This window comes from Kitasatospora sp. NPDC087271 (assembly GCF_044744605.1).
Lineage (GTDB): Bacteria > Actinomycetota > Actinomycetes > Streptomycetales > Streptomycetaceae > Kitasatospora.
The window spans coordinates 282,793-299,304 of sequence record NZ_JBIUYQ010000004.1 but is presented as its reverse complement, the minus strand read 5'-3'; the positions used below and the strand labels follow the sequence as shown (position 1 = coordinate 299,304).

The 16,512-nt window shown below is 71.9% G+C and carries 14 protein-coding genes and 1 tRNA gene; 8 read left to right on the top strand and 7 right to left on the bottom strand.

The window, feature by feature from the left end; genetic code table 11:
* The coding region (locus ACIO9K_RS10130; protein ID WP_400328298.1) for a collagen binding domain-containing protein at positions 1 to 731 on the top strand (731 nt) is incomplete at its 5' end.
* Positions 732 to 903: 172 nt separating this feature from the next.
* Here ACIO9K_RS10130 and ACIO9K_RS10125 read toward each other — a convergent pair.
* A complete protein-coding gene (locus ACIO9K_RS10125; protein ID WP_063348017.1) occupies positions 904 to 2,058 on the bottom strand; it encodes a cystathionine gamma-synthase in 1,155 nt (384 codons plus the stop codon).
* A 171-nt stretch (positions 2,059 to 2,229) separates the two neighbouring features.
* Between ACIO9K_RS10125 and msrA the strand changes: the two genes are divergently transcribed.
* Positions 2,230 to 2,895 carry a peptide-methionine (S)-S-oxide reductase MsrA gene (gene msrA, locus ACIO9K_RS10120; protein WP_363621317.1) on the top strand — a complete coding sequence of 222 codons (666 nt, stop codon included), beginning with the start codon at positions 2,230 to 2,232 and terminating at the stop codon, positions 2,893 to 2,895.
* 138 nt (positions 2,896 to 3,033) lie between these two features.
* Positions 3,034 to 3,396: a cupin domain-containing protein gene (locus ACIO9K_RS10115; protein ID WP_350880013.1), complete on the top strand. Its 363-nt coding sequence runs from the start codon at positions 3,034 to 3,036 to the stop codon at positions 3,394 to 3,396.
* A gap of 27 nt (positions 3,397 to 3,423) precedes the next feature.
* On the opposite strand, the gene ACIO9K_RS10110 is transcribed toward ACIO9K_RS10115, so the two are convergent.
* From ACIO9K_RS10110 to ACIO9K_RS10100, 3 genes are all read right to left on the bottom strand, one after another.
* A complete protein-coding gene (locus ACIO9K_RS10110; RefSeq protein WP_400328295.1) occupies positions 3,424 to 4,710 on the bottom strand; it encodes an Ig-like domain-containing protein in 1,287 nt (428 codons plus the stop codon).
* Between the two features lie 192 nt (positions 4,711 to 4,902).
* Complete coding sequence (locus tag ACIO9K_RS10105) at positions 4,903 to 5,238, bottom strand: hypothetical protein (RefSeq protein WP_063348021.1); 336 nt, start codon at positions 5,236 to 5,238, stop codon at positions 4,903 to 4,905.
* A gap of 510 nt (positions 5,239 to 5,748) precedes the next feature.
* Entirely contained in the window at positions 5,749 to 7,173 is a 1,425-nt protein-coding gene (locus ACIO9K_RS10100; RefSeq protein ID WP_400328293.1) for a cystathionine beta-synthase, read from the bottom strand.
* Between the two features lie 231 nt (positions 7,174 to 7,404).
* On the opposite strand from ACIO9K_RS10100, the gene ACIO9K_RS10095 reads away from it, so the two are divergent.
* The 3 genes from ACIO9K_RS10095 to ACIO9K_RS10085 all read left to right on the top strand — a co-directional run bounded on the left by ACIO9K_RS10095 (position 7,405) and on the right by ACIO9K_RS10085 (position 11,030).
* Positions 7,405 to 8,487 carry an SGNH/GDSL hydrolase family protein gene (locus tag ACIO9K_RS10095; protein ID WP_400328291.1) on the top strand — a complete coding sequence of 361 codons (1,083 nt, stop codon included), beginning with the start codon at positions 7,405 to 7,407 and terminating at the stop codon, positions 8,485 to 8,487.
* Between the two features lie 62 nt (positions 8,488 to 8,549).
* A complete protein-coding gene (locus ACIO9K_RS10090; protein WP_063348024.1) occupies positions 8,550 to 9,770 on the top strand; it encodes an acetyl-CoA C-acetyltransferase in 1,221 nt (406 codons plus the stop codon).
* A gap of 291 nt (positions 9,771 to 10,061) precedes the next feature.
* On the top strand, positions 10,062 to 11,030 hold the full coding sequence (locus tag ACIO9K_RS10085; protein ID WP_400328289.1) for a hypothetical protein: 969 nt from the start codon (positions 10,062 to 10,064) through the stop codon (positions 11,028 to 11,030).
* A gap of 93 nt (positions 11,031 to 11,123) precedes the next feature.
* Here the strand turns inward: ACIO9K_RS10085 and ACIO9K_RS10080 are convergent, their stop codons facing one another.
* The 3 genes from ACIO9K_RS10080 to ACIO9K_RS10070 all read right to left on the bottom strand — a co-directional run bounded on the left by ACIO9K_RS10080 (position 11,124) and on the right by ACIO9K_RS10070 (position 12,666).
* Entirely contained in the window at positions 11,124 to 11,492 is a 369-nt protein-coding gene (locus tag ACIO9K_RS10080; RefSeq protein ID WP_400328287.1) for a hypothetical protein, read from the bottom strand.
* 80 nt (positions 11,493 to 11,572) lie between these two features.
* A complete protein-coding gene (locus ACIO9K_RS10075) occupies positions 11,573 to 12,445 on the bottom strand; it encodes a Bax inhibitor-1/YccA family protein (protein ID WP_363589740.1) in 873 nt (290 codons plus the stop codon).
* A gap of 139 nt (positions 12,446 to 12,584) precedes the next feature.
* A tRNA-Leu gene (locus ACIO9K_RS10070) sits at positions 12,585 to 12,666 on the bottom strand.
* A 393-nt stretch (positions 12,667 to 13,059) separates the two neighbouring features.
* Here ACIO9K_RS10070 and ACIO9K_RS10065 point away from each other — a divergent pair.
* Both ACIO9K_RS10065 and ACIO9K_RS10060 read left to right on the top strand, forming a co-directional pair.
* Entirely contained in the window at positions 13,060 to 13,833 is a 774-nt protein-coding gene (locus ACIO9K_RS10065; protein ID WP_387985532.1) for an ABC transporter ATP-binding protein, read from the top strand.
* 63 nt (positions 13,834 to 13,896) lie between these two features.
* A complete protein-coding gene (locus ACIO9K_RS10060; protein ID WP_400328284.1) occupies positions 13,897 to 16,455 on the top strand; it encodes an ABC transporter permease in 2,559 nt (852 codons plus the stop codon).
* Positions 16,456 to 16,512: the final 57 nt, after the last annotated feature.

Sequence of the window (16,512 nt, the reverse complement as noted above, 5' to 3'; positions counted from 1 at the left end):
AGACCAACGGCACCCCCGGCCTCCAAACCACCGGAACCAACCCCGACACCCCCGTCGGCTCCCCCTGCACCACCGGGGCAAACGGCGTCTGCTCCGCAAGCGGCCTCCCCCTGGGCACCTACTACTGGCAGGAGACCGCCGCTCCCCCCGGCTACGACCTGCCGCAGCCCGCGGTGACGACCGTGGTCCTCGACACCGACGGACAGAGCATCCCCGTCACCGTCCAGGACACCAAGACCACCACCCCGACCGGCTCCACCACGGTCACCAAGGTCGACTCCGCCACCGGGGAACCGCTGGCCGGCGCCACCTTCCAGCTGTGGCACGAGACCAACGGCACCCCCGGCCTCCAAACCACCGGAACCAACCCCGACACCCCCGTCGGCTCCCCCTGCACCACCGGGGCAAACGGCGTCTGCTCCGCGGACAACCTTCCGTTCGGCACCTACTACTGGCAGGAAACCGCCGCTCCCCCCGGCTACGAACTGCCCCAGACCGCGGTGACCACGGTCGAACTGACCGTGGACTGCCCGTGTGTGACGATCACGGTCGAGGACGAGAAGTGCCCGCCGAAGCCGTGTCCGCGCCCCCCTCACCCGCCGCACTCATGGGCCTCAGCGGACTCATGGACCATGTGGGGCGGACGGAACCTCTGGGACCTGGTACGCGGTGAGTCCGGTCCGAACGAGGACTGCGCTTCCGCGTCGCCCACTTCCTGGAAGCGCTCCTGAAGGACCGCTCCGGCGCGAGCGCGTGAGGGCATGACGCGACGGACCGGCCGGAGGAGCCCGCAGGGGCTCCTCCGGCCGAGTGCGCCGACAGCGCGGCAGGTGACCACCGCGGTCCCCAGCCGGCTCATCGAGGCCGAAGATCCTCAACAGAATCCGGGCCTCTGAACGCGTCCTAGCCCAGTGCCTGCTTGAGGTCGGCGAGCAGGTCGTCGATCGACTCGATGCCGACCGAGACGCGCACCAGGTCGGCGGGCACCTCCAGCGCCGAACCGGCCACCGAGGCGTGGGTCATCCGGCCCGGGTGCTCGATCAGCGACTCCACGCCGCCGAGCGACTCGCCGAGGGTGAACAGCTGCGCGCGGTTGCAGACCTCGACCGCCGCCTCCTCGCCGCCCTGGACCCGGAACGAGACCATGCCGCCGAAGGCCTTCATCTGCTTGGCGGCGATCTCGTGGCCGGGGTGCTCGGGCAGGCCCGGGTACAGCACCTGGCTGACCTTCGGGTGGCTCGCCAGCAGCTCGGCGACCTTCTCCGCGTTGGCGCTGTGCCGGTCCATCCGGACACCCAGCGTCTTGATGCCGCGCAGCACCAGCCAGGCGTCGAACGGCCCGGAGACGGCGCCCATCGCGTTCTGGTGGTACGCCACCTCCTCGCCCAGGCTCGCGTCGGCCAGCACCAGCGCACCGCCGACCACGTCCGAGTGGCCGCCCATGTACTTGGTGGTGGAGTGCACGACCGCGTCCGCGCCGAGCGCGATCGGCTGCTGCAGGTACGGGCTGGCGAAGGTGTTGTCGACCACCAGCAGCGCGCCGGCGCCGTGCGCGACCTCGGCGAGCGCGGCCAGGTCGGTGATGCCCAGCAGCGGGTTGGACGGGGTCTCCACCCAGACCGCGCGGGTGTTGGGGCGCAGCGCGGCCCGGACGGTGGCCAGGTCCTGGGTGTTGGCGACGGAGAACTCGACGCCCCAGCGGGTCAGCACCTTGGCGAACAGCCGGAAGGTGCCGCCGTAGGCGTCGTTGGGGATCACGATGTGGTCGCCCGGCTTGAGGATGGTGCGCAGCAGGGTGTCCTCGGCGGCCAGGCCGGAGGCGAAGGCGAGGCCTCGGGCGCCGCCCTCCAGCGCCGCGAGGCACTCCTCCAGCGCGGTGCGGGTCGGGTTGGCGCTGCGGCTGTACTCGTAGCCGCCCCGCAGGCCGCCCACCCCGTCCTGCTTGTAGGTGGACACCTGGTAGATCGGCGTGACGACGGCCCCGGTCTGGGGGTCTGCTTCCTGACCCGCGTGGATGGCGAGGGTCTCGAAGCCCTGGGGAAGCTGGTGCTCGGTCATGGGTCGAGCCTAGTGGCCGTGCGGCCCGGCGCCCTCCGGAACGTCCCAGCCCGCCGTGAACCGGGCCGGCTGCGAAGCGGGGCTGCGGCGGAATCCGGGCGGCGCCGGAATCCGGGGGCAGCCCGCCGCGTTGAATCCTGCGCAACCCTCCCTACCCCGCAGGAGCAGGCCGTGCTGTTCAACCGCCACAAGACCTCGCTCGTTCCCGCCGACCAGGCGCTGCCCGGCCGGGAGTCGCCGGGCTTCGCACTGCGCGAGCCGCACACCGTGCTCGGCCACCCGCTCACCGGGCCGTACCCGGACGGCCTGGAGGTGGCCGACTTCGGGCTGGGCTGCTTCTGGGGCGCCGAGCGGACGTTCTGGCGCCTGCCCGGCGTCTGGACGACGCTGGTCGGCTACCAGGGCGGCTACACCCCCCACCCGACGTACGAGGAGGTGTGCAGCGGGCTGACCGGGCACACCGAGGCGGTCCGGGTGGTGTTCGACCCCTCGGTGATCTCCTACGAGCGGCTGCTGAAGACCTTCTGGGAGGCACACGACCCGACCCAGGGCAACCGCCAGGGCAACGACGTCGGCACCCAGTACCGCTCCGCCGTCTACACCCACTCCCCCGCCCAGGCCGCCGCCGCGGCCGCCGGCCGGGACGCCTTCCAGCCGGCCCTGACGGCGCTCGGCTACGGCCCGATCACCACCGAGATCGCCCCGGCGGGCCCGTTCTACCCGGCCGAGCCGTACCACCAGCAGTACCTGTCCGACGCCAAGAATCCGAACGGCTACTGCGGCCTCGGCGGCACCGGCGCCTCCTGCCCGATCGGCGTGGCCCGCACGCAGGGCTGACCGTCCGTGACCGTTCCGGCGGGCCGGCCACCCGAGGTGACCGCCCGCCGGTCGGGGCGCAGACTGGAAGGGCCAGCAGACGGGCCTGCCTCCTCTCCGCGCGGGCGGCCGGGCCGTCCGCGCGGAGAGGAGTGCGCCATGTCCGGTCTCGTCCGCATGAACTTCGACGCCCCCGAGGAGGTCCGCCCCTTCGAGGAGGGCACGGGGGAGCTGCGCCTGGTCAACCTGGACGCCGGCCCGGTGGGCCGGGCCGTGTTCCACCCGGGTTGGCAGTGGTCCAAGCACGTGAAGCCGATCGCCAGGACCGACAGCTGCCGGGCCGCCCACACGGGGTACGTGGTCTCGGGCCGGATGAGGATCGTCATGGACGACGGTCAGGAGACCGAGTTCGGCCCCGGCGACCTGATGATCTGCCCGCCCGGGCACGACGCCTGGATCGTCGGCGACGAGCCCTGCGTCATCGTCGACTGGCAGGGCTTCGCCGACTACGCCAAGCGCTGACCGGCGGGCTCCCGGCGGCTCCCGGCGTCAGACCGCGCTGCCGGCCTTCCAGGCGGCCCAGCCGAGGTTCCAGCCGTTCAGGCCGTTGTCCGGCGCGACGGTCTTGTCGCCGGAGTTCACGACCTCGACCACGTCGCCGACCATGGAGCTCTTGTAGAACTTGTAGCCGTCCGTGCTGCCGTCCTGCGCGCCCTTGGCGTCCTGGAGGCCGATGCAGCCGTGGCTGGTGTTCTGGCCGCCGAAGATCGACGACGAGGACCAGTAGTTGCCGTGGATGAAGGTGCCCGAGGTGGTGAGCCGCTGGGCGTGCGGCACGTCCGCGATGTCGTACTCGCTGCCGAGGTTGACGGTCTGCGAGTTCATCCGGGTCTGCTGGAACTGCTCGGAGATCACCATCTTGCCGCCCCAGGTGCGGTGCTCGGGCGACCCGCCGGAGATCTTGTAGACGGCGCTGACCTGGCCGTCGGTGGTGACGGTGAGCTTCTTGGCGCCGAGGTCGGCGACGCTGGTCTGGGCGCGGCCGATGGTGAAGCGGACGTCCTTGGACTGGGTGCCGTAGACGCCCTTGGCGCCCTCGACGTCCTTGAGCCGGAGCTTGAGGGTGACCTTGGTGCCCTTGGCCCAGTACTCCTGCGGCCGGAAGTCGAGGCGGGTGCTGGAGAACCAGTACCCGACGATCTCGACGCCCGGCTCGGCTATCACGGTGATCGCCTGCTGGACGGCCTTGCGGTCGGTGATCGGCTTGCTGAAGGTGACCGAGACGGGCATGCCGACGCCGACGACCGAGCCGTCCTCGGGCGTGAAGTAGCCGACGAAGGTGTTGGCCGGGGTGGCCGTGGTGAAGGTGGCGTTGGCGTCCGCCTCCAGCTTGTCCTTGTCGAGGGCGGTGGCGGCCACGGTGTACTTGGTGCCGCTGGCGGGGGCGGCGGCCGAGGTCCAGCTGGCACCGTCGGAGGCGAGCTGGCCGGCCAGTTCCTTGCCCGTGGAGTCGGTGACCTTGACGGTGCCCAGGGTGCCGTTGCTGACGGTGACCTTGACCGGCTCGCTGAAGCTGGCGGAGGCGGCACCGTCCGCAGGAGTGACGGTGATGACGGCGGTCGAGGTCTTCGGCGCGCTGCTGGTCCCGCCGGAGCCGCTGCCAGTGCCCGGGGTTCCACCGGAACCGCCCGAGCCGCCCGAGCCGTTGGCGTCGGCGCTCTTGGTGTCGTTGCAGGCCGCGAGCAGCAGGACCGGCGCCCCGATCAGGCCCGCGAGCACTCCGCGCCGGCTCCAGTTGCCTCCGCCTGCCCGCCCCTGACCGTCCCGTGCCGTCACGTCGCGTCTCCCTGCTGATCATCCCGGGCATTTACGGATACAGAAACGCAATCCGCCCGTGCACGGTTCCACCTCCGAAGGGTAAGCGATCGTATGAGATGACCCAACTTCCCGGTGAACAGGGAAAAAACGCCCGGCCTGCGGGGCAGACCGGGCGTTCACGAGCGGTGACGAGCCAGCGGGGCGAGGCCGCTACTCGGCGGACTCGTCCACCACGTACTCGTCCCACCCCTCGTTCTCGGGGTCGAACTCGGTCTGCGCCGACTCCCAGGTCGCCGAGGCCAGCTCGACACCCGGCACGTCGCCGAGCAGCGCCACCGGGTCGATGAAGTGGGCGAGCGAACCCGACGGGTCCACCTCGATGGCGTCGACGGACTGGGCGCGCTCGTCGTCGTCGAGGTACTCGTCCTCGGTCACCTGCTTCAGGGCGGCCGCCTTGAGCGCGCCCTCGTCGGTGATCTCCGCGATGAGCTCGATCTTGAGCCGGACGTAGCGCGGCTCGTCCTGGGTGGTTTCAGTGCTGGTCATGCGTGTGAGCGTACGGGAAGGGCCGGTCCCTCGGAGAAGGACCGGCCCTGCCGTTCTCCGCCTCGGTTCCCCCACCCGGGAACCGCGGAGACGCGCCGTGCGGCGCGAGGTGCCGCGGGAGCCGCCGCACCCTGTCGACCGGCCGCAGCCGGGCAGGGGCGGGACGACGGCGCCTCCCGCGGAGGCCCCTCTCCCCCGTTGCCGGGCTGGAGGGCGGACACGGCGGGCCGGGTCAGGACCGCCCGACGTGTCCGGAGCCGACCGCGTCCGCCGGGGAGCCGCTCCCGGACGGTTGCCGTCGTCTCGCTCGGCGTCTTGCCGTTGACCACCACGATGCCGGACCGTTGTTAACCGCGTGCTGCGGGCAGGTGACGCCGGTGTACCACTTCGCCCGTGGGCGAACCGCGGGCGAAGCGTGGGCGAACCCTCGTCCGCCCCGCCGACCGGAGGCCGGCGGCGGGATCGGGGCCGGCGGCGGGGCCGGTCAGGGCCGGGGCCTGGGCCGACGGGTCAGTGCGCGGCGCGGCCGGCGAGGAAGCCCAGCAGGTCCTGGCGGGTGACGATGCCCTGCGGCTTGCCCTCCACCAGCACCACCGCGGCGTCGGCCTTCTCCAGCACGGTCATCAGGTTGGTGACCGTCTCGCCCGCACCGACGACCGGCAGCGGCTTGGACATCACCCGGTCCAGCGTGTCGGTCAGCTCGATCTCCTTCGCGAAGACGCCCTCCAGCAGCAGCTTCTCCGCCACCGAGCCGATCACCTCGCCGGCCATGATGTCCGGGTGGCCGGCACCCGGGGAGACCACCGGCATCTGCGAGACGCCGTACTCGCGCAGCACCCGGACCGCCTCGGCGACCGTCTCGTTCGGGTGCATGTGGACGAACTGCGGGATGCCCTCGTGCTCGATGGCGTCCTTGCGGGCCAGCACCTCGCCGATGTGCGCCTCGTCGGTGGCCGAGGGCAGGAAGCCGTAGTCGGCCATCCAGTCGTCGTTGAAGATCTTGGACAGGTAGCCGCGGCCGCCGTCCGGCAGCAGCACCACCACGACGTCGTCCGGGCCCAGGTCCTTGGCCACCTCCAGCGCGGCCACCACGGCCATGCCGCAGGAGCCGCCGACGAGCAGGCCCTCCTCCTTGGCCAGGCGGCGGGTCATCTGGAAGGAGTCCTTGTCGGAGACGGCGACGATGCCGTCGGCGACGTCACGGTCGTAGGCGGTCGGCCAGAAGTCCTCGCCCACGCCCTCGACCAGGTACGGCCGGCCGGTGCCGCCCGAGTAGACCGAGCCCTCCGGGTCGGCACCGATCACCTTGACCTTGCCGCCCGAGACCTCCTTCAGGTAGTTACCGGTGCCGGAGATGGTGCCGCCGGTGCCGACGCCCGCCACGAAGTGGGTGATCCGGCCCTCGGTCTGCTCCCACAGCTCCGGACCGGTGGAGTGGTAGTGCGAGGCCGGGTTGTCCGGGTTGGAGTACTGGTCCGGCTTCCAGGCGTTCGGGGTCTCCCGGACGAGCCGGTCGGAGACGTTGTAGTACGAGTCCGGGTGCTCGGGGGCCACGGCGGTGGGACAGACGACCACCTCGGCGCCGTACGCGCGCAGGGTGTTGATCTTGTCGGTGGACACCTTGTCCGGACAGACGAAGATGCACTTGTAGCCCTTCTGCTGGGCCACGATCGCCAGGCCGACACCGGTGTTGCCGGAGGTCGGCTCGACGATGGTGCCGCCCGGCTTCAGGGCGCCCGAGGCCTCGGCGGCCTCGATCATGCGCATCGCGATGCGGTCCTTCACCGAACCGCCGGGGTTGAAGTACTCGACCTTCGCCAGCACTGTCGCGCTGATGCCCTCGGCGACCTTGTTCAGCTTGACCAGCGGCGTGTTGCCGACGAGGTCGATGATCGAGTTGTGGTACCGCACGGGGGTCCTCCCGGTTGTGGGCATGCGAGTGCTTTCGGTACTGCAAAGCCTAGGCCGTGCCGCCCGCCCCAGCCCGCCCTTCCGCCCCACCCGTCCCTCGCCCCGCCCCGGCCCCGCGCGGCGGCCCCCCACCCACCCTCCTCCCCCAATGGCCCAGCCCCGCAGGTAGCCCCGGCCCCCGCGCGGGTAGGAGGGGGGTGCAGGCATCGCCATGGCCCCGGAGGGGGCGGCACGAGGACGCGAAGGGGGCATCGGATGCCAGGGGCACAGGACTCGCGGGCCCGGGTGGCCCGCCGGATCGCCACCGCGGCGGCGTACGGCGGCGGCGGGCTCGGCCTGCTGGGCGTGGGCCTGGTGGGCGTGCTGCTCACCGAGAGCAAGCTGGCGATCCAGGCCATCGGCGTGCTGGAGGGCGATCCGCCCAAGGCCGACGGCGTCTACGGCGAGGCCTTCGCCGACAGCTCCGCCGCCACGCAGCCGCCGCTGGTGCTGGCCGTCCTCGGCGACTCCACCGGCGCCGGCCTCGGTGTGCTGCGGGCCCGGGAGACCCCGGGCGCGCTGCTGGCCGCGGGCCTGGCCTCGGTGGCCGAACGCCCGGTCCGGCTGGTCAACGTGGCCCGCACCGGCGGCCGTTCCGCCCACCTCTCGGGCCAGCTGGAGCAGGCGCTGCCGCACCACCCGGACGTCGCCGTGCTCATGATCGGCGCCAACGACGTGACCCGGCACAGCCCGGCCCAGCTGGCCGTCCGCCAGCTCGGCGAGGCGGTCGCGGCGCTGCGGGCGAACGGCTGCGAGGTGGTGGTCGGCACCTGCCCGGACCTCGGGACGATCAAGCCGGTGCGCCCGCCGCTGCGCTGGGTGGCCCGCCGGCTGAGCCGGCAGCTGGCGGCCGCGCAGACCATCGCGGTCGTGGAGGCCGGCGGCCGGACGGTCTCGCTGGGCTCGCTGCTGGGCCCGGAGTTCGCGGCGCGCCCGGAGATGTTCGCCGCCGACCGCTACCACCCGTCCGCCCAGGGCTACGCGACGGCCGCGATGGCCGTGCTGCCCTCGGTGTGCGCCGCGCTCGGCCTCTGGCCGGAGGAGGAGCGCCCGGCCACACCCGTGCCGGGCGGGACGGTGCTGCCGGTGGCGATGGCCGCCGCCGCCGCGGCCGGGCGTTCGGGCACCGAGGTCGCGGCCGTCGAGGCGGAGGGCGCCGGCCGCCGCTGGGCGTTGCTGCGCCACCGGCTGCGGGTCGGGCTGCCCGGCTCGTGGGCGCCCGAGGAGGCCGGGGAAGGAGCCGTTCCAGAGGCCGGCGACACGTCGGCCAGCTCACACGCCGGGACGGGTGACGCCTGATCTACCAGGCGGTAACTTTCCTCCCGGACGCCAGTCCGCCGTCACCCAGCGAGGAGCCCGCCATGCCCGAAGCCGTCATCGTCAGCGCCACCCGTTCGCCGATCGGCCGGGCCTTCAAGGGCTCGCTCAAGGACGTCCGCCCCGACGACCTGACCGCCCACGTCATCCAGGCCGCCCTGGCCAAGGTCCCGCAGCTCGACCCGCGCGAGATCGACGACCTGATGCTCGGCTGCGGCCTGCCCGGCGGCGAGCAGGGCCACAACCTGGCCCGCATCGTGGCCGTCCAGATGGGCATGGACTACCTGCCCGGCGCCACCATCACCCGCTACTGCTCGTCCTCGCTGCAGACCACGCGGATGGCACTGCACGCGATCAGGGCCGGCGAGGGCGACGTCTTCCTCTCGGCCGGCGTGGAGACCGTCTCGCGCAGCGTGAACGGGACCTCGGACGGCATGCCGGGCACCACGAACCCGGTCTTCGACGAGGCCCAGGCCCGCACCGCCAAGCGCGCCGAGGAGGGCGGCGGGGAGTGGCACGACCCGCGCGAGGACGGCCTGCTGCCGGACGCCTACATCGCGATGGGCCAGACCGCCGAGAACCTGGCCGCGCTCAAGGGGATCACCCGCGCCGAGCAGGACGAGTTCGGCGTCCGCTCGCAGAACCTCGCCGAGGCCGCCATCAAGGCCGGCTTCTGGGAGCGCGAGATCACCCCGGTGACGCTCCCGGACGGCACCGTGGTGAGCAAGGACGACGGCCCGCGCGCCGGCGTCACGCTGGAGGGCGTCTCCGGCCTGAAGCCGGTGTTCCGGCCGGACGGCACCGTGACCGCCGGTAACTGCTGCCCGCTGAACGACGGCGCCGCCGCGCTGGTCATCATGTCCGACACCAAGGCCCGGGAGCTGGGCATCACCCCGCTCGCCCGGGTGGTCTCCACCGGCGTCAGCGCGCTCTCCCCCGAGATCATGGGCTACGGCCCGGTCGAGGCCTCCCGGCAGGCGCTGCGGCGGGCCGGCCTGACCATCGACGACATCGACCTGGTCGAGATCAACGAGGCCTTCGCCGCCCAGGTGATCCCGTCCTACCGGGATCTCGGCATCGACCTGGACAAGCTGAACGTCAACGGCGGCGCGATCGCCGTCGGCCACCCGTTCGGCATGACCGGCGCCCGGATCACCACCACCCTGATCAACTCCCTGCAGTGGCACGACAAGCAGTTCGGCCTGGAGACCATGTGCGTCGGCGGCGGCCAGGGCATGGCGATGGTGATCGAGCGGCTCAGCTGACCCGCCGGGCCGCCCCGAAAAGGGTCTGGACCACCCATTTGGAGTGACCGTGAGTAATTGAGGGCCGGATCACATCGCGAGGTCGATCCGGCCCTCTTTTCGCTCGTTTTCAGCTCGGAAATCGACACTGCGGAGCGGATCAACTCCACTGCGTAGAACGGTGTTACCTAACAATTTGGGGACAAGAGCGAAAGTCCCCCACAAATTAGACATTCGCCACTGCGGCAACAGCCCCGGATGCGGCAGTGTGGACACGTAACCCCGTTCCGCTCCTCGCTAGGAGTACGTTCCGTGAGCGCCGTCTACACCATCCTGCTGCTGATCCTGATCACCGTGTCGACCGCCGTGCTGCTCCACCTCCGGGGACTCTCCCGCCGGCTGGACGCGCGGGCCGCGGCCCAGGCCGCACCCGCCCCGGTGGACCAGGCCGCGATACGCCAGGCCGTCACCGAGGCACTCGCCGCCGACCGCGAGCGGGAGATCACCGAGGCCCGGGCGTTCTGGGCCGAGCAGGAGGCCCGCGCGGCCGAGGACGCGCCACTGTTCGACTCCCCGTACACCGGCCCGTTCGCCAGCACCGACGAGTGGCCGCTGTTCTTCCCCCGCCCCACCGGCCCGCAGGACGCCGTCGACAACGCCGGCACCATGGACCCGGAGTTCGGCGAGGCGCTGCGCTCCGCGCTGGAGGACCTGATCAACGAGGGTCCCGCCGAGCCCGGACCCGAGGGCGGCTCGTCGCTGTTCCCCGGCCAGGGCACCGGCACCTTCTCCGCCGGCTCCGCCTCCACCGGCTCCGCCGAACCCACCGGGGACGCCCGCGCCCGCCGCGAGGCCGACCTGCTGGCCACCGGTCTGGAGGCCGGGCTGCTGGACGCCGACCAGGCCGTCGAGGACGCCCCGGTCGCCGCGCCCGACCCGCGCCGCCACCCCTCCCACCCCGACTTCGTGCCCAGCCAGGCGCCGTCCCGCGAGTGGACCGACACCCGGCTGGCCACCCTCGCCGACGAGGCCGTCGCCCTGATCGACGTCCGCCCGGGCCCGCTGGGCACCCTGGACGTGTACGCCTTCGCCGACGGCACCACGCTCTGCGTGGCCCCGGGCGACCGGGAGGCCGCCTACCGGCTGATCGACGCGGTCCGTGCCGGTGAGCACGTCCGGCTGCTCGGCGGCTCGCGCTTCTCCGGCTCGTACTCGCTGACCTTCTCCACCGACGAGGAGGCCGTCTACGTCCTCGCCGACCGGGTGGTCGCCAGCATCTGACGCCGCCCCAGCAGCGCGGCACACCACAGCACGCCGAAGGCCGGCCGGGTCAAGGGGTTACCGACCCGGCCGGCCTTCGGCGTGTCCGGACGTCTATCCGCAGAGCGCCGCCGTCTCCCGCACCGCGGCCAGCGCCCCGGCCAGCACCTCCGCGGCCGCCACCGGCCCGCCCGGCAGGGCGACCGCGTCGTCCTCCGGCAGCGCCGCCAGCGCGGCCGCCAGGTCGTGCCCGGCGACGGCCAGTTGGTCCCCCGCCGCGAAGGCCCCGGCGTCCGGGAACTCCCGATCCGGCCCGCTCTCCGCCGCCAGCGCCAGGGCCGCCAGCCGCCGGGCCAACGCCAGCGCGGCCGCCGCCCGGGACTCGTACCCGGGCACGGCGCCCAGCAGTTTGCTCTGCGGCAGCGAGCGGAAACGATCCGCCAAGGAGTCGACGGCTTCGACGAAGGGCTGTACGTCATGCATGACAGGGAGCCTAAACGCCGCCGGGCCCCCGGAGCGTTTCGCTCCGGGGGCCCGGCGGCAGTGGTACGGCGGGAACGCGATTAGTCGTCGCCGCGCAGGATCGCGATCAGGCGCAGCATCTCGACGTAGATCCAGACCAGCGACAGGGTGAGCCCGAAGGCGGCCCGCCAGGCCTCCTTCTGCGGCGCACCCTGGGCGATGCCCTCTTCGATCGCCGCGAAGTCCAGCGACAGGAAGAAGGCGCCGAGGGCGATGCCGATCAGGCCGACCACGATGCCCAGCGGGCCTGAACGCAGCCCCATGTCGGCGCCGAACGCCATCGCGATCATGTTGACCAGCATCAGCAGCACGAAGCCCATGGCAATCGCGATGCCGATCCGGGTGTAGCGCGCGGTGACCCGGATCCGGCCGCTCTTGTAGGCGAACAGCATCGCCGCGAAGACCGCCGCCGTACCCAGCACCGCCTGGATCGCGATGCCGTTGATGACGGTGTTGAGCGCGTGCGTGACCGCGCCGAGCGCGAAGCCCTCAAGAGCCGCGTAGGTCAGGATCAGCGGCGGGCTGACGCTGCGCTTGAAGGAGACCACCAGGCCGACGACCATGGCCACCAGGCTGGCGCCGATCGCGAAGCCGAAGTTCTCGAACGGCAGCACGAACCAGGCCACCGCGCCGGCGGCGACCAGGGTCAGCAGCGTCATGGCCGTGCGCGCGACCACGTCGTCGAGCGTCATCCGCCCGGTGGCGGCGGGGCCGGCCGACGGCCCGTTGTACATCTCGTACAGCTGCTCGTCGGTCAGCGGGCCCTGCGCCTGCGGCTGCTGGGCGTAAGGGGTCCCCGCGTAGGGGTTGTTGCCGTACTGGCCCCCGGCCTGCGTGGTGGTACCGAACCCCGCGTAGCCGGGCTCGCGGGTGAAGGACCCCTCCCGCGAGAAGACCGGGTTGCTGCTTCTCATTGCACATTCCCTCCGTGGCGGCACTGCACCGCCCAGCCACCAGGGTAATGGCTTGGCAAAAATATCGGGATACGCCGCGAGGAGGATCACTGAACGACTCCCGGCGGGGACGCCGTCGGCGCCCCCGCGAGTCGAGCGGTGCCCGGAGCCGGACTCGAACCGGCACGGCCTCGCGGCCAAGCAGTTTTAAGCTGCCCGTGTCTGCGTTCCACCATCCGGGCGTCCTGAGGACGGACCCCTCCATCGGCCGGAGAAGAAGCGCTCCACCCCCGGTGCGGGCCACCCCAGAGCCTAGTCGCCCGCCTCACCCTTTCGCATGTTCCCAGCCAGGGAAGTTGTCATGTTTCCTTGCGATCTGACGAACAGTCCGCAATTCGGCCACGAAGTGTACGAGTTCCGGCCACCGCCCAGCGCTCAGGGTCGGCGTCATACCCCAGGAGGAGGGCGTCACCTGGCCGTACGTCCAGCGGTGGTCAGGCCAACCGTCCGGCGGAGCGACGAGAACTCGTGATCACACGGCGGAGCATGGAGGTACGGCCGGGCGCCCCTGGCGGCCCGGCCGTCCAGGCGCCCAGCGCGTCTCCCGCAGCCCGCGACCACCAAGGAGCACCCCCGTGACCACGTCGACCGCAACCGCCGTCCGGACCGGCCTGGCGGCCGCCCGCGCCACCGGCCTCAACAAGGTCTACGGGGACGGGGAGACCCGCGTCGTGGCCCTCGACAACGTCAGCGTCGACTTCCCGCAGGGCCAGTTCACCGCCATCATGGGCCCCTCCGGCTCCGGCAAGTCCACCCTCATGCACTGCATGGCCGGCCTCGACACCATCAGCTCCGGCTCCACCACCATCGGCGACACCGAACTCGTCGGCCTCAAGGACAAGCAGCTCACCCAGATCCGCCGCGACCACATCGGCTTCATCTTCCAGGCCTTCAACCTGCTCCCCACCCTCACCGCCCTGGAGAACATCACCCTCCCGATGGACATCGCCGGCCGCAAGGTCGACAAGGCCTGGCTCGACCGCGTCGTCGACACCGTCGGCCTCTCCGGCCGCCTCAGCCACCGCCCCTCCCAGCTCTCCGGCGGCCAACAGCAACGCGTCGCCTGCGCCCGCGCCCTCGCCGGCAAGCCCGACATCATCTTCGCCGACGAACCCACCGGAAACCTCGACTCCCGCTCCGGCGCCGAGATCCTCTCCTTCCTGCGCAACTCCGTCCGCGAACTCGGCCAGACCGTCGTCATGGTCACCCACGACCCCGTCGCCGCCTCCTACGCCGACCGCGTCGTCTTCCTCGCCGACGGCCGCATCGTCGACGAACTCCACCACCCCACCGCCGACACCGTCCTGGACCGCATGCGCCGCTTCGACGCCAAGGGCCGCACCAGCTAGAGCCACCACCAGCCAGGGCCCGCCAGCCCAGCCGCCGCCCCTACGCGAAACCCAGGACACCCCATGTACCGCACCGCACTGCGCAACGTGCTGGCCCACAAGGGCCGACTCCTCATGACGGCGCTGGCCGTCATGCTCGGCACCGCCTTCGTCGCCGGCACCATGGTCTTCTCCGACACCTTCGGCAAGGCCATGCGGGACAACAACTCCAAGAGCTACTCGGACGTCTCGGTCCAGGTCGTGGACTACTCGGCCGGCTCCCGCGCCAGCACCAAGGTGAAGAGCGAGAGCGGCAACGCCTCGCTCACCGACGCCACCGTCCAGCAGCTGGCCGCCCTGCCGGGCACCGCCAACGCCCGCGGCGTGGTCAACGGCTTCACCGGGGTCGCCGACCGGAGCGGCAACCTGATCGGCCAGTTCTGGGCCGCCAAGGGCGCCAACTTCGCCCCGGCCGCGGACGGCAAGGACCCGCGCTACCCGATGGCCGAGGGCCAGGGCCCGAAGAACGGCAAGGAGATCGCCCTCGACCGCAAGACCGCCGACAAGGCCGGCTACAGGATCGGCGACACCGTCCGGATCGCCATCAACGGCCCGGTGATCGAGGCGAAGCTCACCGGCGTCTTCACCACCGACGACCCGGTGGTGAACAGCGGCGGCACCCTCACCCTGTTCGACCGCGCCACCGCCCAGCAGCTGCTGCTGGAGCCCGGCCACTTCAGCAGCATCGTGCTCACCGCCAAGCCCGGCACCAGCGAGGACGCGCTGCTCGCCCAGGTCCAGCCCAAGGTGCCGTCCGACCAGCACTTCGACGTCGAGACGGGCGCCAAGCTCAAGGCCGACGAGCAGGAGATGATCACCAAGGCCACCGACAGCATGCGCACCATGCTGCTGGTCTTCGCCGGGATCTCGCTCTTCGTCGGCATCTTCATCATCGCCAACACCTTCACCATGCTGGTCGCCCAGCGCACCAAGGAACTCGCGCTGCTGCGGGCGATCGGCGCCAGCCGCAAGCAGGTCACCCGCTCAGTGCTGGTCGAGGCCCTGGCGATCGGCACCGTCGCGGCGCTGGCCGGGCTGCTCGCCGGCATCGGGATCGGCGCCGGCATGCAGTCCCTGATGGGCCGGCTGAACGAGAACATGCCGCACGGCACGCTGGTCATCAAGCCGCTCACCATCGCGGTGACCCTGGCCGTCGGCGTCCTGGTGACGGTGCTGTCCGCCCTGCTGCCGGCCGTGCGCGCCGCCCGGATCGCCCCGGTGGCGGCGATGAGCAGCGGCGACCAGCCGGCCAGCCAGAAGAGCCTGCTGGTCCGCAACGCGATCGGCTCGGCGCTCACCGCCGGCGGCCTCGCGCTGATCGGCTTCGGCGCCTCCACCGGCAACGACAGCGGCCGCCTGCCGGTCGGCCTCGGCGCCCTGCTCGCCCTGATCGGCGTGTTCGTCCTGCTGCCGCTGCTCTCCCGCCCGGTGGTCGCACTGATCGGCCCGCTGCTGCGCGGGCTCGGCGGCACCCCGGGCAAGCTCGCCCAGCAGAACGCGGTCCGCAACCCGCGCCGCACCGCGTCCACCGCCGCCGCGCTCACCATCGGCCTGACCCTGGTCAGCGGCCTCACCGTGATCGGTGCCTCGGTCGGCGGCGCGATCGACAAGGCCGTCACCAGCTCGATGAAGTCCGACTACATGGTCTCGGGCGCCAACCACATGAGCCTGTCCGAGCAGGTGCCCGGGCAGATCGCCAAGGCCCCCGGGGTGGCCGCCTCCTCCGCGGTGACGACCGCCGACTGGAAGTTCGACGGCACCGGCGTGACGATCACCGGCATGGACGCCGGCTCCTTCGACCAGCTCGCCGAGGTCAAGCTGACCAGCGGCGCCACCGCCGCGCTCGGCCAGGGCAAGGTCCTGGTGGACCAGGACCTCGCCACCAAGCTCCACCTCACCGCCGGCTCGACGGTGGCGGTCTCCTACCCGGACCAGTCCACCGGTCAGCTCACCGTCGGCGGCGTGTACGAGAAGGGCGGCATGCTCGGCCCGGTCCTGCTGGCCAACAGCGAGGTCGCCAAGCACGAGCCGAAGCCCTACATCACCGACGTCCTGGTCAAGGGCAAGGACGGCGCCACCACCGCGCTCAAGCAGTCCCTCAAGGACGCCACCGGCGCCAACCCGGTGATCGACGTCAAGTCCAAGCAGGACGTCCGCGACGACTTCAGCCAGACCATCACCTTCGCGCTGAACCTGATGTACGGCCTGCTGGCGATGTCCGTGCTGGTCGCGATCCTGGGCGTGATCAACACGCTGGCGATGTCGGTCTTCGAGCGCAAGCGCGAGATCGGGATGCTGCGGGCGATCGGCCTGGACCGCCGGGGCATCAAGCGGATGGTCCGCCTGGAGTCCGTGGTGATCTCGCTGTTCGGCGCCGGCATCGGCCTGCTGCTCGGTTGCTTCATCGCCTGGGCGATCAACGGCACCCTGAAGTCCAGCCTGAGCGGCCTGACCACCGTCCTGCCGTTCGGCGAGCTGGCGCTGTTCCTGGCCCTGGCCGGGGTGGTCGGCCTGGTGGCCGCGATCTGGCCCGCCCGCCGGGCGTCCAAGCTGGACATCCTGGCGAGCATCAAGACCGACTGACCGCCCCTCACGGGCCCGCCCAGCGGGCGGACGACGAGAAAGGGCCCCTGCCGGAGG